Source organism: Bradyrhizobium sp. BR 1432, from assembly GCF_051547705.1.
GTDB classification, from domain to species: Bacteria; Pseudomonadota; Alphaproteobacteria; order Rhizobiales; family Xanthobacteraceae; genus Bradyrhizobium; species Bradyrhizobium zhanjiangense.
Genome location: NZ_JBPUGF010000003.1, coordinates 5,994,415 through 6,019,766, shown reverse-complemented (window position 1 = coordinate 6,019,766; position 25,352 = coordinate 5,994,415). Strand labels below are relative to the sequence as shown.

23 protein-coding genes and 2 pseudogenes are annotated in these 25,352 nt (G+C 62.2%); 7 read left to right on the top strand and 18 right to left on the bottom strand.

The features are described 5' to 3' along the window. Window positions 1-25 precede the first annotated feature (25 nt). The 6 genes from ACSKB8_RS29080 to ACSKB8_RS29055 are packed head-to-tail and all read left to right on the top strand — an operon-like array spanning window position 26 to window position 5,961. Window positions 26-1,375, top strand: coding sequence for an MFS transporter (locus tag ACSKB8_RS29080; protein WP_438107878.1), 1,350 nt, complete (start codon window positions 26-28; stop codon window positions 1,373-1,375). A gap of 36 nt (window positions 1,376-1,411) precedes the next feature. After that, window positions 1,412-2,173 carry a CocE/NonD family hydrolase gene (locus ACSKB8_RS29075; protein WP_438107877.1) on the top strand — a complete coding sequence of 254 codons (762 nt, stop codon included), beginning with the start codon at window positions 1,412-1,414 and terminating at the stop codon, window positions 2,171-2,173. Further along, on the top strand, window positions 2,160-3,194 hold the full coding sequence (locus tag ACSKB8_RS29070; RefSeq protein WP_438107876.1) for a CocE/NonD family hydrolase C-terminal non-catalytic domain-containing protein: 1,035 nt from the start codon (window positions 2,160-2,162) through the stop codon (window positions 3,192-3,194). The genes ACSKB8_RS29075 and ACSKB8_RS29070 overlap by 14 nt, the downstream gene beginning before the upstream one ends. Further along, a complete protein-coding gene (locus tag ACSKB8_RS29065) occupies window positions 3,191-4,117 on the top strand; it encodes a 3-keto-5-aminohexanoate cleavage protein (RefSeq protein ID WP_438107875.1) in 927 nt (308 codons plus the stop codon). The genes ACSKB8_RS29070 and ACSKB8_RS29065 overlap by 4 nt, the downstream gene beginning before the upstream one ends. A gap of 60 nt (window positions 4,118-4,177) precedes the next feature. Beyond that, window positions 4,178-4,918, top strand: coding sequence for an SDR family NAD(P)-dependent oxidoreductase (locus tag ACSKB8_RS29060; protein WP_438107874.1), 741 nt, complete (start codon window positions 4,178-4,180; stop codon window positions 4,916-4,918). A 44-nt stretch (window positions 4,919-4,962) separates the two neighbouring features. Continuing rightward, window positions 4,963-5,961, top strand: coding sequence for an NADPH:quinone reductase (locus tag ACSKB8_RS29055; RefSeq protein ID WP_438107873.1), 999 nt, complete (start codon window positions 4,963-4,965; stop codon window positions 5,959-5,961). A gap of 541 nt (window positions 5,962-6,502) precedes the next feature. On the opposite strand, the gene ACSKB8_RS29050 is transcribed toward ACSKB8_RS29055, so the two are convergent. The 11 genes and pseudogenes from ACSKB8_RS29050 to ACSKB8_RS29000 all read right to left on the bottom strand — a co-directional run bounded on the left by ACSKB8_RS29050 (window position 6,503) and on the right by ACSKB8_RS29000 (window position 17,424). Then, on the bottom strand, window positions 6,503-6,625 hold the full coding sequence (locus tag ACSKB8_RS29050; protein WP_438107872.1) for a hypothetical protein: 123 nt from the start codon (window positions 6,623-6,625) through the stop codon (window positions 6,503-6,505). Window positions 6,626-6,719: 94 nt separating this feature from the next. Then, the gene (locus tag ACSKB8_RS29045; protein WP_438107871.1) at window positions 6,720-7,286 is read right to left on the bottom strand and encodes an Lrp/AsnC family transcriptional regulator; all 567 of its coding nucleotides are present in this window, start codon (window positions 7,284-7,286) and stop codon (window positions 6,720-6,722) included. A 139-nt stretch (window positions 7,287-7,425) separates the two neighbouring features. Next, entirely contained in the window at window positions 7,426-8,130 is a 705-nt protein-coding gene (locus ACSKB8_RS29040) for an ABC transporter ATP-binding protein (protein ID WP_438107870.1), read from the bottom strand. Next, a complete protein-coding gene (locus ACSKB8_RS29035) occupies window positions 8,123-8,899 on the bottom strand; it encodes an ABC transporter ATP-binding protein (protein ID WP_438110713.1) in 777 nt (258 codons plus the stop codon). The genes ACSKB8_RS29040 and ACSKB8_RS29035 overlap by 8 nt, the downstream gene beginning before the upstream one ends. 2 nt (window positions 8,900-8,901) lie before the next feature. Continuing rightward, the gene (locus ACSKB8_RS29030; RefSeq protein ID WP_438107869.1) at window positions 8,902-9,942 is read right to left on the bottom strand and encodes a branched-chain amino acid ABC transporter permease; all 1,041 of its coding nucleotides are present in this window, start codon (window positions 9,940-9,942) and stop codon (window positions 8,902-8,904) included. Further along, entirely contained in the window at window positions 9,939-10,811 is an 873-nt protein-coding gene (locus ACSKB8_RS29025) for a branched-chain amino acid ABC transporter permease (protein ID WP_438107868.1), read from the bottom strand. Before ACSKB8_RS29025 ends, ACSKB8_RS29030 begins: the two co-directional genes overlap by 4 nt. Before the next feature lie 133 nt (window positions 10,812-10,944). Continuing rightward, a pseudogene (locus ACSKB8_RS29020) lies at window positions 10,945-12,092 on the bottom strand (ABC transporter substrate-binding protein). Window positions 12,093-12,166: 74 nt separating this feature from the next. Further along, complete coding sequence (locus tag ACSKB8_RS29015; protein WP_438107867.1) at window positions 12,167-13,354, bottom strand: xanthine dehydrogenase family Fe-S subunit; 1,188 nt, start codon at window positions 13,352-13,354, stop codon at window positions 12,167-12,169. Beyond that, entirely contained in the window at window positions 13,351-14,187 is an 837-nt protein-coding gene (locus tag ACSKB8_RS29010) for an FAD binding domain-containing protein (RefSeq protein ID WP_438107866.1), read from the bottom strand. The genes ACSKB8_RS29015 and ACSKB8_RS29010 overlap by 4 nt, the downstream gene beginning before the upstream one ends. Next, window positions 14,184-16,543: pseudogene (locus ACSKB8_RS29005) on the bottom strand (xanthine dehydrogenase family protein molybdopterin-binding subunit). Before ACSKB8_RS29005 ends, ACSKB8_RS29010 begins: the two are co-directional and overlap by 4 nt. Then, complete coding sequence (locus tag ACSKB8_RS29000) at window positions 16,534-17,424, bottom strand: MBL fold metallo-hydrolase (RefSeq protein WP_438107865.1); 891 nt, start codon at window positions 17,422-17,424, stop codon at window positions 16,534-16,536. The pseudogene ACSKB8_RS29005 and the gene ACSKB8_RS29000 overlap by 10 nt, the downstream one beginning before the upstream one ends. A gap of 203 nt (window positions 17,425-17,627) precedes the next feature. Here ACSKB8_RS29000 and ACSKB8_RS28995 point away from each other — a divergent pair, with 203 nt between their 5' ends. Beyond that, a complete protein-coding gene (locus ACSKB8_RS28995) occupies window positions 17,628-18,785 on the top strand; it encodes an IS4 family transposase (RefSeq protein ID WP_438103250.1) in 1,158 nt (385 codons plus the stop codon). Here the strand turns inward: ACSKB8_RS28995 and ACSKB8_RS28990 are convergent. The 7 genes from ACSKB8_RS28990 to ACSKB8_RS28960 form a co-directional block, all read right to left on the bottom strand. Then, the gene (locus ACSKB8_RS28990) at window positions 18,766-20,265 is read right to left on the bottom strand and encodes an aminotransferase class V-fold PLP-dependent enzyme (RefSeq protein ID WP_438107864.1); all 1,500 of its coding nucleotides are present in this window, start codon (window positions 20,263-20,265) and stop codon (window positions 18,766-18,768) included. The two genes, ACSKB8_RS28995 and ACSKB8_RS28990, sit on opposite strands and share 20 nt — an antisense overlap. A 302-nt stretch (window positions 20,266-20,567) precedes the next feature. Further along, window positions 20,568-21,917 (bottom strand): FAD-dependent oxidoreductase, encoded by a 1,350-nt coding sequence (locus tag ACSKB8_RS28985; protein ID WP_438107863.1) that lies wholly within the window; start codon window positions 21,915-21,917, stop codon window positions 20,568-20,570. A 36-nt stretch (window positions 21,918-21,953) separates the two neighbouring features. Beyond that, complete coding sequence (locus ACSKB8_RS28980) at window positions 21,954-22,775, bottom strand: creatininase family protein (protein WP_438107862.1); 822 nt, start codon at window positions 22,773-22,775, stop codon at window positions 21,954-21,956. Between the two features lie 28 nt (window positions 22,776-22,803). Continuing rightward, window positions 22,804-23,139 (bottom strand): DUF3470 domain-containing protein, encoded by a 336-nt coding sequence (locus ACSKB8_RS28975; protein ID WP_438107861.1) that lies wholly within the window; start codon window positions 23,137-23,139, stop codon window positions 22,804-22,806. Between the two features lie 28 nt (window positions 23,140-23,167). After that, complete coding sequence (locus tag ACSKB8_RS28970) at window positions 23,168-23,521, bottom strand: 2Fe-2S iron-sulfur cluster-binding protein (protein ID WP_438107860.1); 354 nt, start codon at window positions 23,519-23,521, stop codon at window positions 23,168-23,170. Next, window positions 23,521-24,963 carry an FAD-binding protein gene (locus ACSKB8_RS28965; protein WP_438107859.1) on the bottom strand — a complete coding sequence of 481 codons (1,443 nt, stop codon included), beginning with the start codon at window positions 24,961-24,963 and terminating at the stop codon, window positions 23,521-23,523. Before ACSKB8_RS28965 ends, ACSKB8_RS28970 begins: the two co-directional genes overlap by 1 nt. After that, window positions 24,923-25,249: an FAD-dependent oxidoreductase gene (locus tag ACSKB8_RS28960; protein ID WP_438107858.1), complete on the bottom strand. Its 327-nt coding sequence runs from the start codon at window positions 25,247-25,249 to the stop codon at window positions 24,923-24,925. The genes ACSKB8_RS28965 and ACSKB8_RS28960 overlap by 41 nt, the downstream gene beginning before the upstream one ends. Window positions 25,250-25,352 lie beyond the last annotated feature (103 nt).

Here is a 25,352-nt window from a genome sequence, read left to right as displayed (position 1 = left end):
AATTCGTCCGACAGGGAGACCGGCAATGAAGCAGCCTTCGGCAGCTGAGACGACCACGGTAGATGCGCGCCCGCTGGACTGGGTCCGCGACATCACCCCGTATCAATGGCGCGTCTTTGCGGTGGTGTGGCTGGGCTGGATTCTCGATTCCACCGATTTCGGGCTGTTCTCCTTTGTGCTGCGCCCGGCACTCTCTGAGCTGCTCGGCAGCCAGGCGAACCTTGCCGAGCTTGGCCGCATCGGCGGTCTGCTCAGCATGGTCGGCCTGTTGGGATGGGCCATTGGCGGCTTCGTGTTCGGGATCGTGGCTGACTATGCCGGCCGGCTGCGGACATTGGCCGTCAGCATCCTGATCTTCAGCGTGTTCACCGGCCTGCAGGGGCTCGCCCAGACGCCGCTACAGCTCGGCCTCTTCCGCTTTCTCGCCGGCGTCGGCGCAGGCGCCGAGATTATCGTCGGAATCCCGCTGCTCGCGGAGGCGCTCAGCGGGCCGTACCGCGCCAAGATTACCGGGATTATGATGACCGGCGGCGCGTTCGGCAGCCTGCTCGGGGCATCCGTGTACGGCCTGCTCGCGCCGCTGGGCTGGCGCTACGTGTTCGCAGCGGGCATCGCACCGGCACTGCTGCTGTTCCTGCTCCGCCGCGGCGTGGCCGAACCAGAGTTGTTTGCCGCGGTGCAGGCGCGGCGATCGCGCGCCAGGCTCGCCGGAGGCAGCTTGTCGGATGCCGATCGCGAATTTCTTCGGTTCGTTCCGATGCAGCTCTTTGGACGCAAGCTGATCTTCAACACCATCATCGGACTGATGTTTTGCCTCGGCACGCTACTGTCGATCTGGACGAGCCTGATCTGGCTGCCCACGATCCAGAGCCTGATGCTGGACAAGGAAGCGATCAACGGCGCCGAGGCGATCGCGATCGTCAGCCACAATATGCAGCTCTGGAGCATCGGGGGCATCCTCGGTTACGCGACATTCGGCTTTATTGCCGACCGGATCGGCCGCCGCGCCACCATCGCCTTCTACAACCTCGGAACGCTGGCCGTCGGCCTCTACCTCTACTTCGGTGTCGACCACCACGCCCTCTATCCCTGCCTGCTGCCGCTGTTCGGCTACTTCGTCTGGGGCGTGTTCTCCGGCCACGCCATCTACGTACCGGAGCTCTTCCCGACGCACGTTCGCGCCACTGCATTGTCGTTCTGCAACGGGACCGGACGCATCATTACGAGCTTCGGACCGCTTGTCGCGGGCCTGCTGGTCGCGCCGTTCGGCGGAAATTTCAGCAAGGCGGCCGGCGTGATGACCTGCTTTGCGCTGCTCAGCCTGCTCGCGGTCACCATCGGCCGCGAGACCAGGGACGACGCGCTGCCGCAATAGACCGGAAAGGACAATCGAATGCGAGGGAGTGAAGAGATGTCGCTGATGGAGCAGCCCGTTGCAGCCGATCCTCACCGGGTCGAGCGGCGGGACGGCATGATCGTCGAATGGGACGTGCCGATCGCGATGGATGACGGGGTCGTGCTGCGGGCAGATGTGTTTCGCCCGCCGGGCAGCGCCGCCTGCCCGGTCGTCATGAGCTACGGGCCCTACGCCAAGGGTTTGTCGTTTCAGCAGGGCTATCCCTCGGCGTGGCAGCAGATGGTCGAGCACTTCCCGGAGGTCACGCATGGATCGAGCGGCCTCTATCAAAACTGGGAAGTCGTCGATCCCGAACGTTGGGTGCCGGATGGCTACGCCTGCGTGAGGGTCGACGGACGTGGTGCCGGGCGGTCGCCCGGTCACATCGAGCCCTGGTCAGGACGCGAGAGCCGCGACTTCTACGCCTGCATCGAGTGGGCCGCGGCGCAGCCCTGGTCAAACGGCAAGGTCGGCCTCAACGGCATTTCCTATTACGGCATGAACCAATGGCAGGTGGCGTCGCTGCGCCCGCCTCACCTTGCGGCGATCTGCGTCTGGGAAGGCGCGGCCGATTTCTATCGCGACGTCAGCCATCACGGCGGCATCTATTGCACGTTCCTCGCCAACTGGTACCGCCAGCAGGTCACGTCGGTCCAGCATGGCCTCGGTCGCCGCGGCCCACGCAGCGTCGTCACGGGCGATCTGGTCTGCGGTCCGGAGACGCTGGACGCCGCTGAACTCGCGGCAAGCTGTAGCGATCTCGGTGAAGACGTCTGATTCCCGTCCGCTCTGGGATCCGTTTTACAAGGAGCGGTCCGCGCAGTGGGACCAGATCGATGTGCCCTTGCTGTCCGCAGCCAATTGGGGCGGCAACGGGTTGCACCTGCGAGGCAATATCGAGGGATTCCTCCGCGCTGCGTCCAAACACAAATGGCTGGAAGTCCACGGCCGCGAGCACTGGACCGAGTTCTACTCGAACTGCGGCGTGGACGTTCAAAAGCGCTTCTTCGACCATTTCCTCAAGGGCGAAGCCAACGGATGGGACAAGGAGCCGCCGGTCCAGCTCTGGGTACGCCACGTCGATCGCTTCGAGCCGCGTAGCGAACAGCAATGGCCGATCGCGCGCACCGAGTGGCGCAAGCTGTTCCTCAATTGCAGCAACCTGGTCCTGCTCCCCTATCAACCCGAGCTGCAGGCAAGCCACAGCTACGACGGGCTGGGCGATGGCGCTACATTCCTGCTCCCGGCGCAGGATCGCGAGCTGGAGATCACCGGACCGCTTGCGGCAAAGCTGTTCGTCTCTTCTGAGACCACCGACGCCGACCTGTTCCTGGTTCTCCGGCTGTTCTCGCCCGACATGAAAGAGGTGGTATTCCAGGGCGCGCTCGATCCGCACACGCCGATCGCGCAAGGCTGGCTGCGCGCATCGCATCGCAAGCTCGATCCACGGCAATCGACGATCTATCGGCCGTATCATCCGCATGACGAGATCGAGCCTCTTCAACCCGGCCGCATCTACGAGCTCGACATCGAGATCTGGCCGACCTCGATCGTCGTGCCGGCGGGTTACCGGCTGGCGCTCACCGTGCGCGGCAAGGACTACGAGTATTCCGGCCCATCGGCCCGCCTTTCCAATATCCGCAACGAGATGCGTGGCTGCGGACCGTTCCTGCACGACGATCCCCGCGATCGGCCGGCCTCCATCTTCGGCGGCAGGGTGACTTTGCACGCCGGGCCCGCCTGCCCTTCACACCTGCTCGTGCCGATCGTGCCAACCAGAACGAACACCGCGCCATGACATCAAAAGTCATCATCACCTGCGCCATCACAGGGGCGATCCACACCCCTTCCATGTCGCCGCATTTGCCGATCACGCCGGATCAGATCATCGATGAGGCCGTCGCCGCCATCGAGGCGGGAGCCGCCATCCTGCACCTGCATGCGCGCGATCCCGAAACCGGAAAGCCCGATCAGACCTCGGAAGGCTTTGCCAGGTTCCTGCCCCGCCTCAAGCAGCGCTGCGGTGCGGTGATTAACCTCACCACGGGCGGCAGCCCCTACATGAAGGTCGAGGAGCGGGTCCAACCTGCGGCCCGCTTTAAGCCGGAAGTCGCCTCGCTCAACATGGGCTCCATCAATTTCGGACTCTTCCAGCTGCTTGACCGCTACAACGACTTCAAATTCGAATGGGAACGCCAGCATCTGGAAGCAACGCGCGATCTCGTGTTCCGCAATTCGTTCAAAGATATCGAATACATCCTCGAGACTTGCTACGGCAGCGACACAAGGTTCGAGTTCGAGTGCTACGACATCGGGCATCTCTACAATCTCGCGCATTTTCTTGACTGCGGGCTGGTGCGTCCGCCGCTGTTCGTGCAGTCGGTGTTCGGCATCCTCGGCGGCATCGGCACCCACCCCGAAGATGTGATGCAGATGAAGCGGACAGCCGACCGGCTGTTTGGCGCTCAGTATCGTTGGTCGGTGCTGGGTGCCGGATCCGCACAAATGCGAATTGCGGCAATGGCCGCCGCCATGGGCGGTCACGTCCGCGTAGGGCTTGAGGATTCGCTTTGGTCCGGCAGAGGCCGCCTGGCGCGATCCAATGCCGAGCAGGTCACCCTCGCCCGCAAGATCATCGAGGGCCTCGGACTTGAGGTCGCAAGCGCCGACGAAGCGAGGGACATGCTCGCGCTCAAAGGTGCGGCGCGCGTGGCGTTCTAGCGCGGTGCGGCAAGCAACAGACGCCTGCGCACTCACCCGAATGAATCATGGAGACCTGTGATGGACCGTGCATCACCACTCAATGGCCTGACTGTGCTGGTAACCGGCGCCGGCCGCGGCATCGGCCGCGCCTGCGCGCTGTCCAGCGCGCAGGCCGGCGCCCGCGTCGTGGCCGTTGCCCGGACCCGGCGCGACCTTGACGATCTCAAGGAGGAAGCAGGCCCCCGGCTCGAGACCCGACAGGCCGATGTCACCGAGCAGGCGTTCTGGCGCGAGCTGGAGTCGAACTCCAACATCGACGTACTCGTCAACAATGCCGGTACCAATCGGCTTCAGGCCATCGACGAAGTCGACGATGCGACACTCGACCTGCTCCTCATGCTCAACGTCCGCTCGGCGTTCAAGACTTCGCAGGCGGTCGCCAGGTCCATGATTGCACGGCGACGCGGTGGCGCGATCATCCACATCTCGTCTCAGATGGGTCACGTCGGAGCCGCCAAACGCAGTGTCTATTGCATGACCAAGCATGCCATCGAAGGCTTGACCAAGGCGATGGCCATCGAGCTCGCCGCACATGACATCCGGGTCAATGCCGTCGCCCCGACCATTGTCGAGACATCGATGACTGCGCCATTCCTGCAAGATGCGTCGTATCGCCAGTTTGCGATGGACACCATTCCGCTGAAGCGGATCGCCGCGCCAAAGGACGTCGCCGAAGCGGTCGTCTACCTCGCCTCACCCGCCGCCCGGCTCGTCACCGGCACCAGCCTCAAAGTCGACGGCGGCGCGACGGCGCAATGAGGCGTGCTTTCACCTTTGAATCATCCAACTGAAAGGCACTAGCGATGCGCGCAGCATTCTATACACGGCAGGGTCCGGCGCATGAGGTCCTGCAGATCGGCGAACAGCCGACCCCAGCACCGGGACCGGGAGAAGTCCGCGTCAAGCTGCGGATCTCTGGCGTGAACCCTTCCGACTGGAAGGTTCGCCGTGGCGGATTTGGCCGGGGGCTCGCCGCGCCGCTGGTGATTCCGCACAGCGACGGCGCCGGGGATATCGACGCCGTCGGTCCCGGCGTTGCCGATCGCGTCGGCGAACGCGTCTGGGTCTGGAACGGCCAATGGAAGCGTCCGCACGGCACCGCGGCCCAATACATCGTGCTGCCGAGCGCGCAGGCGGTGCAGCTACCGGCCAATGTCGGCTACGACGAGGGTGCCTGCCTCGGCATCCCTGCCCTGACCGCGGTCCAGGCCGTTCGCCTTGCCAACATCGACCAACACGCGACCGTGCTGGTCGCCGGCGGCGCGGGATCGGTCGCCCACTATGCTATCCAGTTAGCCAAGCTGCGCGGCGCCACGGTCATCACAACGGTCAGCGGGGACGCCAAGGCGCAGCATGCCAGACGCGTCGGGGCGGATCACGTCGTCAACTACAGGACCGAGGATGTCGGCGCGCGCGTCAGAGACATCACCCAGGGGCGCGGCGTCGACACAATCATTGAGCTCGACCTGACGTCGAACGCGAAGCTGTATCCCCTCCTGCTTCGTCCACACGGCACGGTCGTGGTGTATGGCATGTCGGCCAACGAGTTGGCTCTGCCCAGCCTCTGGCTGATGCAGAACTCGATCACGCTGCGCCTGTTCCTGATCTATGATATTTCTGACGCAGATCGACTGGCCGGCGTCGCCGAATTGACCAAGATCCTGAGCGAACGACGGTTGGTCCACGCCATAGCGCGCCGCTTGCCACTCGAAGCGATCGCCGAAGCCCACGACATGATAGAACGCGGAGATGTCGTAGGAAACGTCGTCCTCGACATATCCGAGGAAACTCCTGGTCGATGAGCAAAAAGACCAGTCTGACAGGCTAGGTTTCGCATCTGAGGCACTTGGACGCAACGAATGCGGCTACGCCTTGTCCAAAGCTAGCGCGATGTCTGTGAGTAGATCGAGTTCGCGATGAAGACGCGCTCGCCTTTCTGCACGCTAAAATGCCCAGCAGTACGCCGTCCGCGTAAGAACACTGGGATATCGGCTTCGGCCGGATTAAATCGAAGCATGCAACTCCGGCCGACCACCTCGACGTCGAAGAAAGAGAACGAGAACGCGCCCCGAAATACGCCAAACTACGCGAAGGCCGCCGCTAGCCCTACTCCCACTCAATCATTCATGACGCCGTTTCCGCGTTGATCTGCAAGCACAATTTCTCATCGCTGACGGACAAATCCCGCCGGGATACCCGCCCGATCCTTTTGATCTTGAATTCACAGGAAAATTCTTGCCGCTCGGAAGAATCCCTGCTTCGGCAACTATCGGAATCAATCGATTAAGTGGGCGCACGTGCTTCGCCATAACGACCGCCGCTCATGCTCTGCTTCCGGTACCGTCAATGATTAGGAAACTGTGGTTCGTCTTCGAACACCACGACGTTCACCAACATCCTTGTCAGGCGACCAGTCGCTTGGCTCTTTGCGCTTCCTGGCAGCATCACATCGGCCAAGTCGATCATGATCTGCGCCGTGGTCCCGGTTATGAACGTCTATGGCGCGCGCGGCCGAGATAGATACGATGTATCGCGTTCTGGATCGCTATGGCTTCGTTACCTACACTAGCTCTCGGCCATTGAGCGTGGGCTCGTGGTCAGATATTTCGATCAGCGCACGTTTGGGGACTGCCCTGACGCTGGACGCGGTCAACCGCACCAGATCAATGGCGCGATTGTTGACGATGGCTTCCATCGAGAACAGACCGGTTATGCGGTCGAAGTCGAAACTCGTTATCAAACGCTGATAGAAATTGTCGTAGCCGCTGATCCCATTGGCCGCGACCTTGATCATATAGTCCCAGTCGCCGCCTATACGATGGAAGTCGATCACCTCCGGCTGCCGCTCGACATACTTCCGAAATCGATCTGTCCATTCCTTGGTGTGATGTCGCGTTCTGATCATCACAAAGATCGTCAGGTCAATCCCGAGCGCCGCCAGATCGATTTGACTGCTCGTGCCGAGGATGATGCCGGCGCTGTTCAGTCTCTGTAGCCGTCTCCAGCAGGCGTTGAGCGACAGTCCGACCCGGTCGGCGAGATCCCGCTGCGACAGCGTGCCGTCGTTCTGAAGACGCGAGAGAATCTTCAGATCGATCTTGTCAAGCTTGATCAGCCCGTCATCCATTTCGGTCGTCTCACATGGTCAGCTCGCTCGACGCCTCCTGGATCAAGATACGATCAGGTGGAAGCGTATCATGCTCGCACTTCATTGTTCGAGCACGCCCCCTTCCGGAAAGAACGCTTCGCGCTTTTCCGGATCATATCTAGGCACCAAGATAGGCCTTGCGAACATGGTCGTTCTTGATCAGTTCGGCACCGGATCCGGACAGCACCACTCGACCGGATTCCAGCAGGTACGCGTAGTCGCACATCTCGAGCGCCGCGAATGCGTTCTGCTCGACGAGGAGCACGGTAGTGCCTGCCTTCCTGATCTCCCGGATAATGTCGAATGTCTGTTCGACGATATTGGGAGCGAGCCCGAGCGACGGCTCGTCAAACAAGACAAGTCGGGGCCGCGACATCAACGCCCGGCCGATCGCCAGCATCTGCTGCTCGCCGCCGGAGAGCGTGCCGGCCACCTGCCGCCGCCGCTCCGCAAGGCGCGGGAACATGCCATAGATGCGTTCGGCGTCCGATCTGACACCCGCACCGTCCGAACGGAGATAGGCGCCCATTTCGAGATTTTCCTCAACGCTCATTTGCGGAAACACGCGTCTGCCCTCCGGGCAGTGAGCGATGCCGCGCTTGAGCACCTGCCTGGCTCCGACGCGCGTGATGTCCTGCCCGTCGAAGGTCATCGCGCCGGAACTGGGTGTCATCAGGCCCGAAACTGCACGCAGTGTTGTGCTCTTGCCAGCCCCATTGGCACCGATCAGCGCCACCAGCTGTCCGGCCGCGACCTCAAGCGAGATTCCTTTGAGAGCCGTCACATGGCCGTAGCAGCAGACCATGTCGCTGATCTTAAGCATGCCGCACGCCCTTTCCGAGATACGCTTCGATCACGTCCGGATTGTTTCGGATGAAATCTGGACCTCCTTCGGCGATGATACGCCCGTAGTTCAGCACGACGATGCGATCCGAAACGCTCATGACCATCGGCATGTCGTGCTCGACGAGCAGTACCGTCGTTCCCCGCTCGCGAATGCTGCGGATCAATTGCACGAACGCATGGGTTTCAGACGCATTCATGCCCGACACGGGCTCATCGAGCAGCAGCATCGATGGCTCCGCCGCGAGCGCGAAGGCGACACCGACCAATCGCTGCTCGCCATAGGACAGGGACCCAGCCAAGTCGTCGCGCCTCGCGCTCAGCCCCACCCACTCGATGATCTCGTCCGCCTGCTCCCGTAGCGCTCGCTCGGACAATTGCGCGCCCGGCAAGCCGAAGATGGAGGCGGGCAGCGAGACCGCATTCCGCCGATGCAGGCCAATCAGCACATTCTCGAAGACCGTGTCATTCGGAAAGACGCTCGTCCGCTGGAACGTGCGGATCAGGCCAAGATGCGCGATCTGATGCGGCTTCAATCCGGCAAGTACGGCGCCGCGATAGCGCACTTGTCCTCGCGTAGGCGTGAGGAACCCGGTCATGATGTTGAACGCGGTGGTCTTGCCGGCCCCGTTGGGTCCAATCAGGCTAACGATCTCGCCTTCGCCCACGCTGAAATTGAGGTCCGAGAGTGCCGTCAGGCCGCCGAACTGCACGCCGACATGCTCGATTGAAAGTGCCGGAGTTGTCATGATCACGCACGCTCCTCGGCGTTCCGCTGGAATAGACCTACCGCAGTGGGCTTTCCTACGCGGCCGCGAAAGCGCTCGGCGAGCGAGGGGACGATGCCGCGCGGCAGCACGAACAGGATCACGATCAGCACGACACCGTAGGTGATCCACTGCGCCTCAGGCGCCATGATCGGACGCAACGCCACCGGCAACAGCCCGAATATCAATCCACCGACCACCGGTCCCGCCAGAGAGCCCTTGCCGCCGCTGACGACCATGATGACCATTGTCACGGTGTTGAGGAACATGAACACTTCGGGATCGATGATCCGGATGTAATGGGCATAGAGACTGCCGGCCGCGCCCGCGATAGCCGCGGAGATGACGGTCGCGAGCGTCAGCGTACGCGTAACATCGACCCCCGCCGAAACGGCGAGCGTCTCGTTTTCCTTCAGCGCCCGCATCGCTCGGCCAAACGGAGAATGGACCAGTCGCGAGATCAACAGATAGGCCGCGGCTCCGATCGCAAGCACGACGTAGAAGTTCTGGCTCTTGGTCCGCAGCGCGAAGCTGCCCACGCCCGGCAATTCCAGCGTAAAGAACGGAATGCCCGTCAGGGCAAGCGGTCCCTGAGTGAGTTCAACCCAGTTCAGGGCGATGAGCCGCATCACCTCCGCGAACGAAATGCTTACGATGACGAAATAAGCCCCACGCACGCGGAACGACAGTCGTCCGACGAAATAGCCGCACAATGCCGTTGCGACGACCGCAAGAGCAAAACCCGTCACGGCAGGCCACGGCTCGTGAACGATACGAAACCCGCCGGGCAAGCCGACGTCGAACCCCAGCGATGTCAGCGCGCTGACATAGGCTCCGATGCCGAAGAACGCCGTATGGCCAAGACTGAGCTGCCCCGTGTAGCCCAATAGCAGGTTGAAGCTCATGGCGGCAATGATGAAGATGCCGGTCGTGACCAGCGTGTTCAGCAGATATGGATCGCTGAGCCAAAGCGGGATCGATGCGAACACCAGCACCCCGACGACGAATACCGTGAACCTGTTCATCCGACGCGCTCCACTCTGGCGAACAGTCCCGTCGGCTTGAACAGCAGAACGGCGATGATGATGAGAAAACCCATGGCGTCCCGATATCCCGACGAGACGTAGCCGGCACCGAGCTCTTCCGCGAGGGCCAGCGCGAAGCCGCCGATCACCGCGCCGCTGATGCTGCCGAGCCCGCCGAGAATGACGACGGCGAACGACTTGGCGACGGCAAGATCCCCCATTTGCGGGAATATGACGTAGACCGGTCCGAGCAGCGCGCCGGCCGCGGCGGCTAGGCTCGATCCGATCGCAAAGGTCGAGGTGTAGATAAGATTGACGTTGACCCCCATCAGAGCCGCCGTGCTCTCATCTTGAAAGGTGGCACGCATCGCGCGACCGAGCTTCGTTCGATCTATCACGAAATATGTCCCGCCGATCAGGACGACGACTGCGGCCAGGACGAACAGCCACAACCAGGAAACGGAGACCGGGCCGAGCACCAGCGGCTTGTCAGAGAACGGAGGCGCCACCGACTTCGCGACCCCGCCCCAGATCCACAGCGCACCTGCCTGCATGGCTATCCAGGCGCCGATCATGACGAGCATGGTCGTGTCGACGTCGGACCCTCGCAATGGACGCAGTAAGGTGAGCTCAATCAGAGCTCCGAGAAGCCATCCGGCCACGACGGCGAACGGAAGGCCCATGAAGAAGCTCACGCCGAATTGCTGCGTAACCATGTACATCACGTACGCGCCGAACATGTACAGGACGCCGTGCGCGAAGTTGACCACATTCATGATGCCGAAGATCAGGGTGAGGCCGATGCCGAGCAAGGCATAGGCACCACCGATCAAGACGGCGTTTACGAGATGTTGCGCAAGTTCATCCATATCCTTCTCCGCATTGAAGCATGAGCCTCGCACCGTTACGACTGCCCCCTTGCAGAGCGGACTCACCACTCTGCAAGCGACACGCGTGGCGTCAGTCGCACCTCGTGCGAGAACGTTCGTCATCCATTGCGAATTAGAGGGCCGGCACCGTGATCTTCCCGTCGGCGATCTGGAGCAGGAACACCCGCGGCGTGCTTTGTCCGCTTTCCCGGCCGGCTGGTCCGACCTTCTCGAAGCTGATGTCCCCGTTCAGGCCCTGAACCTTGACTTGCCACAGCGCCTTGGTGATCGGGGCAGGTTCGGTCGTTCCGGCCTTCTCGATCGCGGCTACCGCGGTGCGGATCCCGTCATAGCCGCGGAATCCCTCGGCGACGCCAGCCGGCGTGAAGCCGCGCTTTTGCCACTCGCCAACCAGGTATTTGGTGCCTTCGGGATTTGGAGTTCCTCCGGAAACCAGGGCACGAACGTCGCCAGATGCATCGTGTCGTTCGCAGCGGCGCCTGCCTGCTGAATGAGCTGATCGGGATTCTGCGCACCGCCCGTCGTGATAATCCGCTTCTTCATTCCAAGGGCCGCAGCCTGCTTGAAGATCAGAGTCAGCTGGTCCACCGCAGCGGTGACGATCAGCGTGTTGGCGTCCGTGTCCTTCAGCTTGGCAAGTTGGGCACTCATGTCCTGCGCCGACTGATCCATGAACTGGACAGTTCCGACCTGCACGCCGTTATTGCCGAACATCTTGCCGAATTCATCAACCGTGTTGCGGCCCCAATCGTTATTGATGGCAAGGAAGTCCGCTTTCTTGATGCCGAGCTTTCCGACGAGCTTGCCCAAGGCGTCGGCCTCCACCGCGGCGGGCGCCGAAATCCGGAAGACGTAGGGATTTCCCTGCGTCGTAATCTTGGCGGCCGAGGAAGTCTCGACGATCATTGGGATCGCGTATTCGACCAGCTTGGGCATCACCGCGAGAGTGAGATTGGAGCCCCACGCGCCCATCAGAACCGGCGTCTTGTCGCTCGTGATGAGCTTCTCAGCGACGGCTGCGGCTTCCGTCGGATTGCTCTTGTTGTCCTCGATGACCAGCTCGATCTTTTTTCCGAGAACGCCGCCCTTGGCGTTGATTTCGTCGGCAGCGATCCGCGCTCCGCCGACAACGAAATTGCCGGACGCGGCAAACGCACCGGTCAACGGCTGGTTGACGCCTATCTTAATCGTCTGCGCAAGGGCGGCGCCATGAGCGCAAACAAGCGCAATTGCGATCGCAAACATTGTAGTACGTTTCATTCCGCTCTCCAGTCTTACTGTGGTTACACACTTCGGACTTCCCCCGGCGAATGGAGACCGCACTCCAGAAAGTTCTAATCGCCTCCCGTCAACCGTCGAAGCAGACGCTTCGCTTGCGAGCTCACGAGACCCAGGATCAGGGAAAAGGCATTCAAGCTCGACGCCATTCGCGGGTCTGCCGCGGCAGGCGCGCCCGCAAGATGTCGATTGACGTTGCCGGCGAACTCGGAAATCAATCGGCTGGCGAGGTCGCGCACCAGTCCGGGACGACCGACCTGGGCGAGCATGCCTTTCAGGCTGTATCCGATCGTAAGCTCGACGCGCGTCTTGGCCGCGTCGTCGAGAGAAACCACGCGATAGCGAATCTCGCCTTGCGTGGAAGATCGAGAGCGCTGATCCGCTCCCACGCCCACGATGCGGCCGGACCGCGATTCGATATCGCGTTCGATTCGCGCGCTACCGTTGAACGATGCGGTGATCGGTCCGATCTTGACCCGAAACGCGCCATTGACGTGCTCGGGCGTAGCATCCTCGTTGAGCACGGCACCAGGCAGGCAGCTCGCGACCGCCGCAACGTCACCGAAGAAATCGAACACGCGGTCAGGTGCGTGGGCGACATCGAAACGCTGCTCAAAGACGACCGTCGGCGCGAAATCCGGGATCTCGATTTTCGCCGGCGTCACCGACGCCTTCGCGCGCTTCGATTTCCGGTCGGAGACGCTCGCACCGGATTTGTGACCGGCACCGGCGGGTCCAAGCTGCTCGCGGCCGGCGCCCGGGACGGGCGCGATACCACGTTCGCGGCGGCTCGCGATCACCGCGCGTACAGCTCGCACGATCCCGACATAGCCGGTGCATCGGCACAGATTGCCGCTCATCCCAATGCGGATTTGCTCCTCGTCCGCGTCCGGCAACCGCAGCACGAGGTCTCGCGCCGAAACGAGCATGCCGGGCGTGCAATAGCCGCATTGCAGCGCATGCTCGCGACTGAAGGCTGTACGGAGTTCGGCGGCAATCTCGTCTTCGTCCAGGCCTTCGATGGTCGTAATGCTGGCGCGGCCGCAGGCGACCGCGAAAGTGATGCATGATCGCACCGGCATGCCATCGACGATCATGGTGCATGCGCCGCAGACGCCATGCTCGCAACCGGTGTGGGTTCCGGTCAGGTCGAGCTTTTCGCGGACGAAATCCGCAAGATTGGTGCGTGCTTCGATGGCGGCTTCGACGGCGCGTCCGTTGACCGTCAGCGAGAGATTGGTCATGCGGCAGCCTCCATGACGGCGCGGCGCAGCACCGTAAGATGGACCTGCCGGTCACAGGGATCCGACATGCCGGCCTGAAGCAGGAGACGGTCCGCGACCCGGACGTCGAACTGTGCCTTGAACTCGCCGGTGATGCGTCCACCGAAGAGTTCGGCAGCGTCCTTCACGAGCATCGGAGCGGTCTCGGTGGCGCCAATGACGATCCTGGCCGTCCCCGCTTCCGGCTCGATCAGCACCGAGCCGATCGCATGCGCAAATTCGCCGGTCTTGCGACACGCTTTGACATAAGCCCAACGGGAAGATGGACTCGTCGCGGGCACGCGGATCTGCTCTATCAGCTCGCCGGGTTGCAGGGTCGTTTCGAGCGCGCCGACCACGAAGTCGGACATGGCAATTTTGCGCGAGCCCTTGCTGCTTCGCAGAACCGCCTTTGCTCCCAAAGCGAGCAGCGCCGAGATCCAATCCGCCGACGGATCGGCATGTGCAAGCGAGCCACCGATGGTGCCGCGGTTGCGCACCGCGCGATAGGCGATCGCCGCAGCGACCCGGCTCATCGCGCCGCGCGTGACGTCGGGGATACGTCCATCTTCGATATCGGCATGGGTGACGCACGCCCCGATGACGAGTTCGCCTTTATCGGTCGCCGCATGCTCGAGCTCGCTCAACCCAGCGATGTCCATGATGAGATCGGGCGCCGCGAGCCGAAGATTCAGCATCGGCCCGAGCGATTGCCCGCCAGCCATGACCTTGACCATTCCGCTGGCCGATCCGAGCACCTCGAGCGCGGATGCGACATTTGCGGGACGCTCATAGCTGAAGGAAGCCGGTTTCATGTGGCGCTCCGAGCCCGTGCAGCAAGAATGCTTTCGATGACGCGGCGCGGCGACATCGGACTGCGCAGCAGCTCTGCGCCCAGCGGCCGCAGCGCGTCGTTGATCGCGTTGGCGATGGCAGCCGGCGGCGCGATCGCACCGCCCTCGCCGATGCCCTTTGCGCCGAACAAGGTGTATGGCGAGGGTGTCTCGATATGCTCGAGTGTTGGATCCGGTATCTCCGTTGCCCCGGCAGCAGGTAATCGGCAAGGGTAGTTGCAAGCGGCTGCGCAGCCGAATCGAACGGCATCTCCTCGTAAAGCGCCGTTCCGATACCCTGCGCGAGGCCGCCGAGGATCTGCCCATCGACGACCATCGGATTGACGAGCACACCGCCGTCCTCAACGACCACGTAGTCCAGGATCTTCACGTTCCCGAGCTCCGGATCGACCGCGACCGTCACCGCGTGCGCTGCATAGCTGAACACGCCGGTGTCGCGTTGTGGCTTGTATCCGGCCGTCGTCTCCAGACCAGCCGGATCGACGTCTGCCGGCAAGTCCTGCGGTCGCCGATACCAAGTCTTGGCGATCTCGTCGATCGTGACGCTTCCGCTTGCACCCTCGACCTTTCCAGCACTCAGCCGGACGTCCGACGGATCAAGCTGTAGTAGCTTGGCCCCGATCTTCCGCATCCGTTCGCCGAGTTTGCTGCATGCGCACGACACAGCGCCTCCGGCCATCACCATCGAGCGTGAACCCCAAGTGCCGGTCGAGTAGGGCGTGAAGGCCGTGTCGCCGTGCACCAGCTTGATCCTCGCCAGATCGATGCCAAGCACCTCATGGGCCACCTGCGACAGGGTCGTCTCCATGCCCTGTCCGTGCGAGTGCACGCCCACCTTGATCTCCAGCCCGCCGTCCGGCGTCAGCCTGACATTGGCCTGCTCGTGTCCGGGCACCATCGGAATGCCCCAACCGGCATAGACCGAGGTGCCGTGAGCGGCCTGCTCGCAGTAGATCGCCATGCCGACGCCGATCAGGCGACCGTCCGCTTCGCCCTTGCGCTGCCGTTCGCGCACGGCAGCGACGTCGATAGCGGCGAGCGCCCTGCGCAACGCCTCGGGATAGTCGCCGCTATCGAAGTGCTTTCCGGTGATGTTCTCGAACGGCATCTGGTCGGGACGGACCAAATTCCGCAGCCGGACTTCGCCAGGCTCGAGTCCTGCCTCGGCGGCAATCGCGTCCAACATGATCTCGAGCGCGAAGCAAACGCCGGTGCGCGCGACGCCGCGATACGGCAGGATCGGACATTTGTTGGTGGCGACCGATCGCGCGCTGCAGCGATAAGAAGGCATGATGTACGGGCCGGGCAATACGCTCACGACCTGCCCCGATTCCAGGCATGCCGAAAACGGGTACGATGAATAGGCCCCGGAATCCACGTGAGCATCGCAATCTATGCCGCGCAGCATGCCGTCGCGATCGGCGTAGACCGTGATCTTGTAATGGTGCTCGCGGCAATTGGCGTTCGCGACGAGATGCTCCCGTCGATCCTCGATCCAGCGAACGGGATGACCGCATCGCATCGCCAGCCAGCCGAGGCATACTTCCTCCGGCGACAAAATGCCCTTGTAGCCGAAGCCGCCGCCAACATCGGGCGATACGATCCGGATCTTGCCGTGCTCCAGCCCGAGACAATCCGAAACGCCGCTGCGCACGATGTGCGGCATCTGCGTCGCGGTATGGAGCGTGAGTTGCTCGAACCTGTGGTCGAACGTCGCGACCACGCCGCGGCCTTCCATCGGCGCCATGCACTGCCGGGACGTCGAAATTTCCCGCGTCACCTTGATCGGAGCGTCGAATGCCGCCTCGACATCCCTCTCGTACTTGGACTTCAGGAAGATGTTATCGCCCCATTGCTCGTGAACGAGCGGCGAGCCCGGGTCGCAAGCCTGCAGCATGTCGTACACGGCCGGGAGCTCTTCGAGGTCCAGCGTCACCTGCGCGGCGATATCTTCGGCCTCGGCACGGGTTGGCGCGACGCACATGGCCACGAGCTCGCCGACATAGCGCACCTTGCCGCTCGCGAGCACGGGCTGTTCGGACACCTTGAAGCCCGGCAGTGCCGTGACCGCACGGATCGGCTTCACGTCGGCTAGGTCGGACGCCGAGAAGACAAAGTCGCGGTATTCCTCGGGAACGGAAATCCCCCGGATGCGGGCATGCGCAACCGGACTCCGGACGAAAGCCACGTCCTGCATTCTCGGCAAGCGGATGTCCGCGACATACTGACCGCGGCCGCGCAAATAGCGATCGTCTTCCTTGCGCAAGACGCGCGCGCCGATCCCATGACCGCCCGAGGATTCCAAGGTCAGCCCCATACCGCATCTCCCAGCGCGTTCAGCGGGATCTTGAGGTAGCGCCGGCCATTCCGCTCGGGGGTGGGCAACTGGCCCCCGTTGATGTTGACCTGCAAGGCGTGAAGGATCAGCTTCGGCATCGGCAGCGTCCGATCCCTCGCCTCTCGCATCGCGACGAACTCGTCCTGGCTTTGGCCATGCAGGTGAGGATTGAGGGACTTCTGCTCCCCGATCGTGCTTTCCCAGCGCGGCTCGCGCCCGCCCGGCTGATAATCCTGGCCGGTGAAGACACGGGTGGCGTTGGGCAGTTCGAGAATCTTCTGGATCGACGTCCAGAGTTGCGATGCACTTCCGCCCGGAAAGTCAGCGCGTGCCGTTCCGCTGTCGGGCATGAACATCGTGTCATGCACGAACGCGGCGTCCCCGATGATGTAGGTTATCGACGCGAGGGTATGCCCGGGCGAGAACAACACCCGCGCTTCCATCGAGCCCACAGAGAAGCGCTCGCCATCGGCGAACAGATGATCCCATTGCGATCCGTCGGTGAGGAGACCGGCCGAATTGTAGATATCCCTCCAGAGCTTCTGCACCTCGATGACGTGCTTGCCTATCGCCGTCGGTGCGCCGGTCTTTCTCTTGAGATATTGCGCTGCCGAGAAATGATCGGCGTGCGGATGGGTATCGAGGATGTAGGCGACCTTCAGATTGCGCTCGGCCACATAGGACAGGATCTTGTCCGCGTTGAGCGTCCCGGTCGAGCCCGACTTCTCGTCGTAGTCCAGCACGGGATCGATGATCGCGCACTCCCGCGTGGCGGGATCGGCGACCACGTACTGGATACTCCACGTGCGCGGGTCGAAGAACCCTCGCACATCGGTCTTTCCGGGTTCGGAAACGGGCATCTGTCCTTCCTACGTCCTCTTTTCGCAACGGCCCGCGAAGACCGACTATCGCTACACCGCCTCCGGCAACACCCAGGCTTGCGGATCGACGCTCGCGCGCAGGGCTGTCCGGGGAATGATTCACTGTGTCGCGGAGCATGCCCGGGTTTTCCCGGCTTGAAGCAGGTACTTTCTGGTTGTCGAGACTCAGAAAGGGGCCGGGCATGCGGTTTAGCGATAGCATTTTTGGAAGGCTGCTTGAACCGATCAATCGGCGGCAGTTTCAGACGACTGTGGATCGTTTGGATGGCGATGCCTACGACAAGACGTTCGACAGCTGGGATCATCTTGTCGCATTGATATTCTCCCAGCTCAGTGGCGTCGACAGCTTGCGTGCCCTTGAGGCGATCTGGAACGCCAATTCGCATCATCACTACCATCTTGGTGTCGGCAAATTGGCGCGCTCGACGCTTGCGGATGCCAATGCCCGACGGCCGGTCAGTATCTTCGCAGAAGTCTTTGAGCGATTGTCTGGGCATGCCGACCGAGCGCTGAAGCGGGAGGGTGCCGAGATGCTGCGGCTGATCGATGCGACGCCGGTGCCGCTGGATCAACTCAGCACCTGGGCCGGTTGGAACGGACGTACCCGTGGTCTCAAGCTTCACGTGGTTTACGATCCCGGCTCGGATCATCCGCGCCGTCTGGCGATCACGCCGTCGACGGTCAATGACGTCACACCAGCCCAGCAATTCCCGATCGAGGCCGGCGCCACCTATGTGTTCGACAAGGCCTATTGCAGTTATGCCTGGTGGACACGGCTTCACGACGCGGGCGCCTGCTTCGTCACCCGCCAGAAGAAGAATCTGCGCTTCAGAGCTACACGCTGGCGGAAGCTGCGGAAACAAAAGGGGAAGGGCTTTAAAATCATCGACGATGCTGAGGTAAAGCTCCTCAGCAGCTCCAAACTTGCTGTTCCGATGCGCCGCATACGCCTCAAACGCGATGACGGTACAAAACTGACCCTCATCACCAACGATCTGAAGCGTTCGGCCATCGAAATCGCTGCGCTTTACAAAACACGCTGGCAGATCGAGCTGTTGTTCCGCTGGATCAAGCAGCACCTCAAGCTTCGCAAATTTCTCGGCCGCTCCGAGAACGCGGTCCGTCTGCAAATCCTCGCCGCCATGATCGCCTATCTGCTGCTGCGGATCGCCGCACGCGAAAGTCGTCTAATCATGCCGGCTATCCGCTTCGCAGGTCTTGTCGCCGCGTCGCTGTTCGCACGAAAACCAATCGCCGACATCGACCGACCTCCCAAGGTGAACCCATCCGCTGCCCGCGACAGAAGCTCCCCCGACCAGATCAGCTTCTGTTATGCATAGATTCCCCGGACAGCCCTGCGCTCGCGCGGGGACTGAAGATCGCCCTGCTCGCATCGACGGTATAGTTGCTCGAATAAAGCGTTGCGTTCTGAGAGAGCTCGGCGACGGACTTCAAGATGAACTCGACCTTCTCGTCGGAGAGCAGAACGCTGAAATTGAGACGGGTGAATCCCGGCTTCCGCACCTCGTCGCCGTCGGCGATAGCCGCCCGCAGCTCGCTGGATTCCGCATCATCGATGCACAGCAACCGATGCGCATACGGCCCCGCGCAGGCGCAACCGCCACGCGCCTGAATGCCGTACCTGTCGCTCAGAAGTCGGGTCACGAGCTGCTGGTGAATGTAGCCGCCCTGCCCGTCCTTGATCCTGAACGAGAAGATTGGCAGGCCGGCAGCTTGCTGATTGCCCAGCAGCTCGATGCGCTCGAGCTTTCGCCAGGCGGCCAAGGCCCCGGTCCTGAGGACCGTGTTGAGCATGTCCATGGTAGCCTGGCCGATCGCTTCCTTCACGAGGAAGGCCAATGCAACCCTGATGTCGCCGACGACGTTCGGCGTCCCGCTCTCTTCACGCGCTTCCAGATCGTCGCTGTAATCGTGCGTCGTTGGCGTGACGAACTTCACCGTACCGCCGCCCGGCCAAGTCGGTGTGCTTGCAAGGACGGCGTCTATGCGGACGATCAAGACTCCCGAGGCAGCGGGCCCACCTATGAATTTGTGCGGAGAGACGACGAGCGCATCGATTTCCGCATCGCTCGCCGGCTGCATGGCGATCGGCAAGTAGGGCCCGCCGCCAGCGTAGTCCCAAATGATCTTCGCGCCCGCCCGTTTTGCTCTTCGCGTAATCTCGACGACGTCGGACGTAATGCCCGTAACGTTGGATGCGGCGGAAAATGCACAGACGATCGGGCGGCCTGCCGCTCCTTCGAGCGCGGCGTCGAACTGGACGAGATCGGGACCGCCCGCGGGCGCCTCTTCGATCTCGATGATCTCGGCGCCGCTTTCGCGCCAGGGCAAGATGTTCGAGTGGTGCTCGTAGGGCCCGATGATCACGCGGGGAATGACGCCGGAATTGGTCTTCACCGCGAACAGATTTACCAGCCGATTGAGGCCGGACGTCGCTCCCGACCCGGTGAAGATGACCGCGTACCGCTCATCCGCGCCGCAGCAAGCGGCGACGACGGATCGGGCAGCGCGACGCAGTCTCGTCATCGCTCCGCCGCAATAGGAGGCCTCCGTATGACTGTTCGCGTAATAGGGGAGAACCTTTTCGAGAATGAAGTTCTCGACGACCGACAGGGCACGACCGGATGCGACATAGTCCGCATAGACGAGGGTCTTTGGCCCGAACGGGCCGACGAGCTCCGCATCGTGCCCGATCAAATCGGTCGCGAGCCACGGCAGAAGGTCGCTCCGCGTGAGGCTCCTCCTGAAATCCGCGAACGGATCGGCGGCACCCACAGTCGTTTTGTCTGCTCCGGTCATGCAATCCTCGGTGAAGTCAACTGCCCGGCGGTACAGTAGCCGCGGGAGGCTGGTGGTTGTTCACCGTATCCGCGCCTCTTCTGGCGCTCTTTTCGTTCAAATGAACGACGCATGCGGAAACTGCGATGCACTTGTTCTGACGAAGCAGTGCGGAGCCAAGACGCCCGCGGACCACCTTGGCTGCACGCATCGACGGCTTCGGGACCGCTCAGCGCGCGCGTTGCCACGCGCCAGTTCGGGCCGCGGCGGGATAGCTGAGGTGAAACTGTTCCTGTTCCATCGATCATCAGAACGGGCTCCGGCTAAAGCGAGGCGACGGCCGGCGACTTCGCGGCGCAGATTTGAAGCATGCGATCGATACTGGGGAATTTTCGGCGCGGGGCCCCTTCGGCGGCTGCCTCGATCTCCGCGCGCTCGATCGCTTTCCAATCGGTGAAATCGGTCCATCGGAGCCCGCGGCTCCGGAGAGCCTGCTGTAGAGCAGCGAAACCCGGCTTGCCCGCCGGACTGACCTCGACGCGGATTCGTTCGGCGATCTGCTCACCGTCCGCGCGGTTCGTTCCGATCTTGCCTGAAGGACCTCGCTTCAGCCACCCAACCACGTACAGCCCTGGTTTAATTCGACCATCATCGTTTCGGAGCCGGTCCTTTGTTTCGGAAAGGGCCAGTTCGCCTACTGGACGGGCGCGATAGCCGATCGCGGTGACGATGAGCCCGCAGGGGATCCTGAACAGCTGCCCCGTGCCGATCACGCTACCGTTTTCGACGCGCGTGCGCTCGAACCGAACAGCCTCGACGCGATCCGTCCCCAGCACGTTGTAGGGCCGCGCATTGAACTGAAACTGAATTCGGCGCGACGCGGAGGCAGGATCGGCTTCTGCAAACGCGCGGAAGCATTCGAGATTCTTGACCTTTGCCCGACGCTCCCGAGGAGGGACGCCATCATCGACGCCCTCAGGCATCTGATCGGAGCTTGCAACCGCCACGACATCCTGCAGGTGCCCCAGCTCCTGCAGCTCGACGCTGGTAAATTTCGCGTCGAGCGGCCCACGGCGTCCGACGACGTGAACATCCGTCAGTTTCGAACCCGCGATGCATTGGATCGCATGCTCGGCGATATCCGTGCTGGCGAGCTCGCGGACCGGCCTCGTCAGGATACGCGCGATGTCGAGCGCCACGTTGCCGTTTCCGATAATGACGGCTCCGCGAGCGGAAAGATCCGGATCGAGGTTCGCATGATCGGGGTGCGCGTTGTACCAGCCGACGAATTCCGAAGCACCGTAAACCCCTTTGAGAGTTGCGCCGCGGATATCGAGTTTCATGTCGTGAGGCGCGCCGCAAGCCAGAACGACCGCGTCGTAGACGTCCGCGAGTTCCTCCAGCTTCAGGTCACGATCCAGCTCGACATTGCCCACGAACCGCAGGTTGGATCGGCTTGCGGTCTGCTCGAACGTCTGCTGAATGGACTTGGTCGTCTGGTGATCGGGTGCCACGCCAGATCTGATCAGCCCATAAGGCGTCGGAAGCCGCTCGATCAGATCGACCTCGCAACCGGGACATAGAGCGGCGAGCGCCTCAGCCGCATAGAAGCCTGCCGGTCCGGCACCAACGATCGCGACCTTCAGCGTCGAGAATTCATTGCCGTGCTGCATCCCCAAACCTCCACCCTCGAAAAAGACTGCTATCGATCAGATCGGAATCGGGCACCGATCGCAGACGACGTCGATCTTCTTCACTTGCGCGATAAACTGCTCTGCCCGCGCGACGGTGACGTCCAGGACCGCGCGACCGATCTCGGCCGACGCGGTGCCGGGATTCGAATACGTTCCGTGACCTTGAGTTCGCTTGTAGAATTCATCGGCCGTCGGTTGGCAGAATGCGATGTTCTGATCGAGCGGCGGATCCATGGGAAAATTGCTCGCGAAATCGGCGAGCGGATGCTCGGGCAGGCTCATGATCTTGTCCGCGCGCACCAGATCGGGATGCGCATGCAACATGAATGAGGTTTCGACGTTGCCGGCGTGATGCGATGCGTCTCTCGCATTGCCCGCGGCCTCGCAGACCTCCTTCCGTGCGATCAGATGCGTATCGATGATCGCGACATAAGCCTTCGTCTTGAAGCGCAGCTTCGCCATGGCGATCTGCAGGGGAGGAAGATTTGCCACCCTGTTTCCGTTCACGAAGATGATCTTCCGGAAGCCATGGGAGATCAGGCTCTCGCCGATATCGACCGCAACCTGCGCCAAGGTTTCGGGCCGCAGCGTGATGCCGCCTGGATAAGCCAGATGATGGGGAGACCAGCCGAAGTGCATCGGCGGCGCCACCAGCACGTTCTCTCGGCGCGCGACCATCTCGGACACATCGCTTGCCCAGGCGGTGTCGACGAGCAGCGGCGTGTGATGCCCGTGCTGCTCGGTGGCCCCAATCGGGACCATGGCGAGATCGTCGGTCTCGAGGTACTTGGCGATATTGGGCCATGTCAGTTCATGGATCCAGACGCTTTTTGTCATTGCTCCTCCCACGGATCAGATCCGGCGCTCAGCGAGCCGCCGGCTCGGCGTTGAAATGCGCTTCAAGCTTGCCTTCAGTACCCACCCAGTCCTCGGCATCGTCGGGGACGACGCCGGGCTTGAGGATTTTGGGCCAGACCGCTGCATATTTGCGATTGAACTCGACCCACTGCTGCGCGCCAGGCGCGTTGTCGCGAACGATCGCTTCGGCGGGACATTCGGGCTCGCAGGCGCCGCAGTCGATGCACTCGTCTTGATTGATGACCAGCATGTTCTGGCCTTCGTAGAAGCAGGTAGCCGGACAGGACTGCAAACAGTCCTGGAATTTGCATCGGATACAGGAATTGGTGACGACAAAGGCCATCGGGCCCTCCTTGATTGGAGACGGAGCGCTAGCGCTTTGCGACCAGCACGGCTGACAGGCGTTCCTTTGTGGGAAGGATGTCGGTGACCAGATCGCGAATAACCGGCTTGCCTTCGAGGGGCTCGACCCTCGCGCCCTTCGGCGTCAAGCGCGCTGTGCAAGCGTAAGTGACGTCACCATCGACCATGACGGAGCACTCCTTGCAGGCGTTCGCGTTGATGCAGCTGTAGCGAATCGCAAGCGTCGGATCGACGTGGGCACGAAGCCAGATCAGCGCATCCAGAACCGACATTCCTTCGACATAGGGAACGGTGAAGTCCTGCAGGGTGGAATCCGCATCTCCCGTGCCCCTCATTACCGACAGCGTGACAGAAGTCGTCATCAATTCATCTCGCTTGCGTTGGATTGCAAACCAATGGCGTCCCGCACCAGCGGTATCCATCGGCTGGTGATTGCGTCGCCGTCCAGGCGCAGGACCTGAGTGCGCTCGTAGTCCGCCTGCGTTTCGGGATGATCCAGACGCTGATGAGCGCCCCGGCTTTCGTTGCGATTGAGCGCGGCGAGCGTGATCGCCTCAGCGACCTGCAGGGCGCTCCGCAGTTCGAACCACTCTTCGATCGTCATGTTGTAGGCGCTGCCGGAGCCCAAGGTCAGGCTCGGAAACTCCGCCCGCATCTGGCGGAGACGGACAAGCGCTTCGGAAAGCGATTGCTCGGTACGCGACAGGCCAACCTTCTTCCACATGAGCTGCTGCAGGTCGGTCCAGAGCTGGGCGGTTTGCGCCACAGCGCCATCGCTCGACTGGGCTCGCTGGTCCACGTCACGAAGCACGGCAAGAGCTGGAGCCGCAGCCGCCTCGCTCCAGACGAGTTCGCTTTCCTTAACTTCGATCGCCGCAAACCGGCCGGCGCGCTCTCCGAAGACGAGCGCTTCCGGAAGCGCATTCCCGGAAAGCCGGTTAGCACCGTTCGCGCCGCCGACTGCCTCTCCCGCCGCATACAGGCCCGGCACACCGGACTGCATTTGGCTGTTCACCCGGATTCCGCCCATGTGATAGTGGGCGATCGGCGCGACCTCGACGCACCGCTTGGCCAGATCGATGCCGTTGCGCGCCAGCAACTCGATCGCCGGGCCGAACGCTTCACGCAACTCCGGCTCCGGCACGTGCATGAAGCTGAGATAGGCACCGCCGGACGGCGATCCGCGGCCCGCTTCGTTTTCCTTGACGATGGCATAGGCCGTCACATCGCGTGGGGCCGAATAGACGCCCCCGTCGTTCAGGCCGTAACGCTCGAGGAATTCCTCCATGTTGCCGTTCAGCAGGCGGCCGCCAAGCTTGTAACGAAACGGATCCCACATGATTGGATCCATGCCCACCAGGCGCGGAGCCAGATGCCCGATCGGGAAGAATTGCGGGAATTCCATATCGACCAGCTCTGCTCCGGCGCGCAGCGCCATCGCATAGGAATCGCCGGTCATGTTCAGAGACGCACTGTTACGCTGGAATATCCTGGTCAAGCCGCCAGCCGCCAGGATGACCGCCTTGGCCGCGATCGCGACATGCCGACCGTCGCCTGCGTTGGTACCGACGGCACCGATGACACGCCCCTCGTGCAACACGAGATCACGGATCGATAAATTGCTTATGCGTTTGACGCCCTTTGCGCGCGATACCTGGGTACGAAGTGTCTGGGCGATAGCGGGACCAGTGTCCAGGAAATCGACGTAGACGCAGCGCCTCACACTGTGGCCAGGGGCCCGCACGCCCTTGATGCGCCCTTTCTCATCGCGTGCCCAACCAACGTTCCACGAATCCGAGCTCACGAATCCGATCGGGCGCTTCACGGCAGAGAATGCCAGCAAGCTCAGCGTTGCAGATTCCGCGTCCGGCCTTGAGCGTGTCGGCGAGATGAAGATGCCAATCATCCGCATCCAGCTCACCCAGGGCGGCTGCGACGGTCATTTGCGCCATGATGGTCGCGCCGCCGCGTCCGATCAGACTCTTGTCCACGAGAAGAACGGATGCACCGCCTTTCGCGGCCGCCATCGCAGCCGAGATCCCAGCAGCCCCCGCTCCAACCACTAGGACATCCGTCGCGATATCAGGCATCTCAAACCTCTCCATTTTTGATATGTTAGAAATGTCAATCTGACATGTCAACGGCCGATCATTGAAATATCTCGCCAGCGTGCTATGTCGCTTGCGGAGGTGA

Bases quoted from the DNA above. Each gene is read 5' to 3' on its own strand.
- ACSKB8_RS29080 (WP_438107878.1), top strand. From the start codon at position 26: ATGAAGCAGCCTTCGGCAGCTGAGACGACCACGGTAGATGCGCGCCCG.
- ACSKB8_RS29075 (WP_438107877.1), top strand. From the start codon at position 1,412: ATGTCGCTGATGGAGCAGCCCGTTGCAGCCGATCCTCACCGGGTCGAG.
- ACSKB8_RS29065 (WP_438107875.1), top strand. From the start codon at position 3,191: ATGACATCAAAAGTCATCATCACCTGCGCCATCACAGGGGCGATCCAC.
- ACSKB8_RS29060 (WP_438107874.1), top strand. From the start codon at position 4,178: ATGGACCGTGCATCACCACTCAATGGCCTGACTGTGCTGGTAACCGGC.
- ACSKB8_RS29055 (WP_438107873.1), top strand. From the start codon at position 4,963: ATGCGCGCAGCATTCTATACACGGCAGGGTCCGGCGCATGAGGTCCTG.
- ACSKB8_RS29050 (WP_438107872.1), bottom strand. From the start codon at position 6,625: ATGATCGACTTGGCCGATGTGATGCTGCCAGGAAGCGCAAAGAGCCAA.
- ACSKB8_RS29045 (WP_438107871.1), bottom strand. From the start codon at position 7,286: ATGGATGACGGGCTGATCAAGCTTGACAAGATCGATCTGAAGATTCTC.
- ACSKB8_RS29040 (WP_438107870.1), bottom strand. From the start codon at position 8,130: ATGCTTAAGATCAGCGACATGGTCTGCTGCTACGGCCATGTGACGGCT.
- ACSKB8_RS29035 (WP_438110713.1), bottom strand. From the start codon at position 8,899: ATGACAACTCCGGCACTTTCAATCGAGCATGTCGGCGTGCAGTTCGGC.
- ACSKB8_RS29030 (WP_438107869.1), bottom strand. From the start codon at position 9,942: ATGAACAGGTTCACGGTATTCGTCGTCGGGGTGCTGGTGTTCGCATCG.
- ACSKB8_RS29025 (WP_438107868.1), bottom strand. From the start codon at position 10,811: ATGGATGAACTTGCGCAACATCTCGTAAACGCCGTCTTGATCGGTGGT.
- ACSKB8_RS29015 (WP_438107867.1), bottom strand. From the start codon at position 13,354: ATGACCAATCTCTCGCTGACGGTCAACGGACGCGCCGTCGAAGCCGCC.
- ACSKB8_RS29010 (WP_438107866.1), bottom strand. From the start codon at position 14,187: ATGAAACCGGCTTCCTTCAGCTATGAGCGTCCCGCAAATGTCGCATCC.
- ACSKB8_RS29000 (WP_438107865.1), bottom strand. From the start codon at position 17,424: ATGCCCGTTTCCGAACCCGGAAAGACCGATGTGCGAGGGTTCTTCGAC.
- ACSKB8_RS28995 (WP_438103250.1), top strand. From the start codon at position 17,628: ATGCGGTTTAGCGATAGCATTTTTGGAAGGCTGCTTGAACCGATCAAT.
- ACSKB8_RS28990 (WP_438107864.1), bottom strand. From the start codon at position 20,265: ATGACCGGAGCAGACAAAACGACTGTGGGTGCCGCCGATCCGTTCGCG.
- ACSKB8_RS28985 (WP_438107863.1), bottom strand. From the start codon at position 21,917: ATGCAGCACGGCAATGAATTCTCGACGCTGAAGGTCGCGATCGTTGGT.
- ACSKB8_RS28980 (WP_438107862.1), bottom strand. From the start codon at position 22,775: ATGACAAAAAGCGTCTGGATCCATGAACTGACATGGCCCAATATCGCC.
- ACSKB8_RS28975 (WP_438107861.1), bottom strand. From the start codon at position 23,139: ATGGCCTTTGTCGTCACCAATTCCTGTATCCGATGCAAATTCCAGGAC.
- ACSKB8_RS28970 (WP_438107860.1), bottom strand. From the start codon at position 23,521: ATGACGACTTCTGTCACGCTGTCGGTAATGAGGGGCACGGGAGATGCG.
- ACSKB8_RS28960 (WP_438107858.1), bottom strand. From the start codon at position 25,249: ATGCCTGATATCGCGACGGATGTCCTAGTGGTTGGAGCGGGGGCTGCT.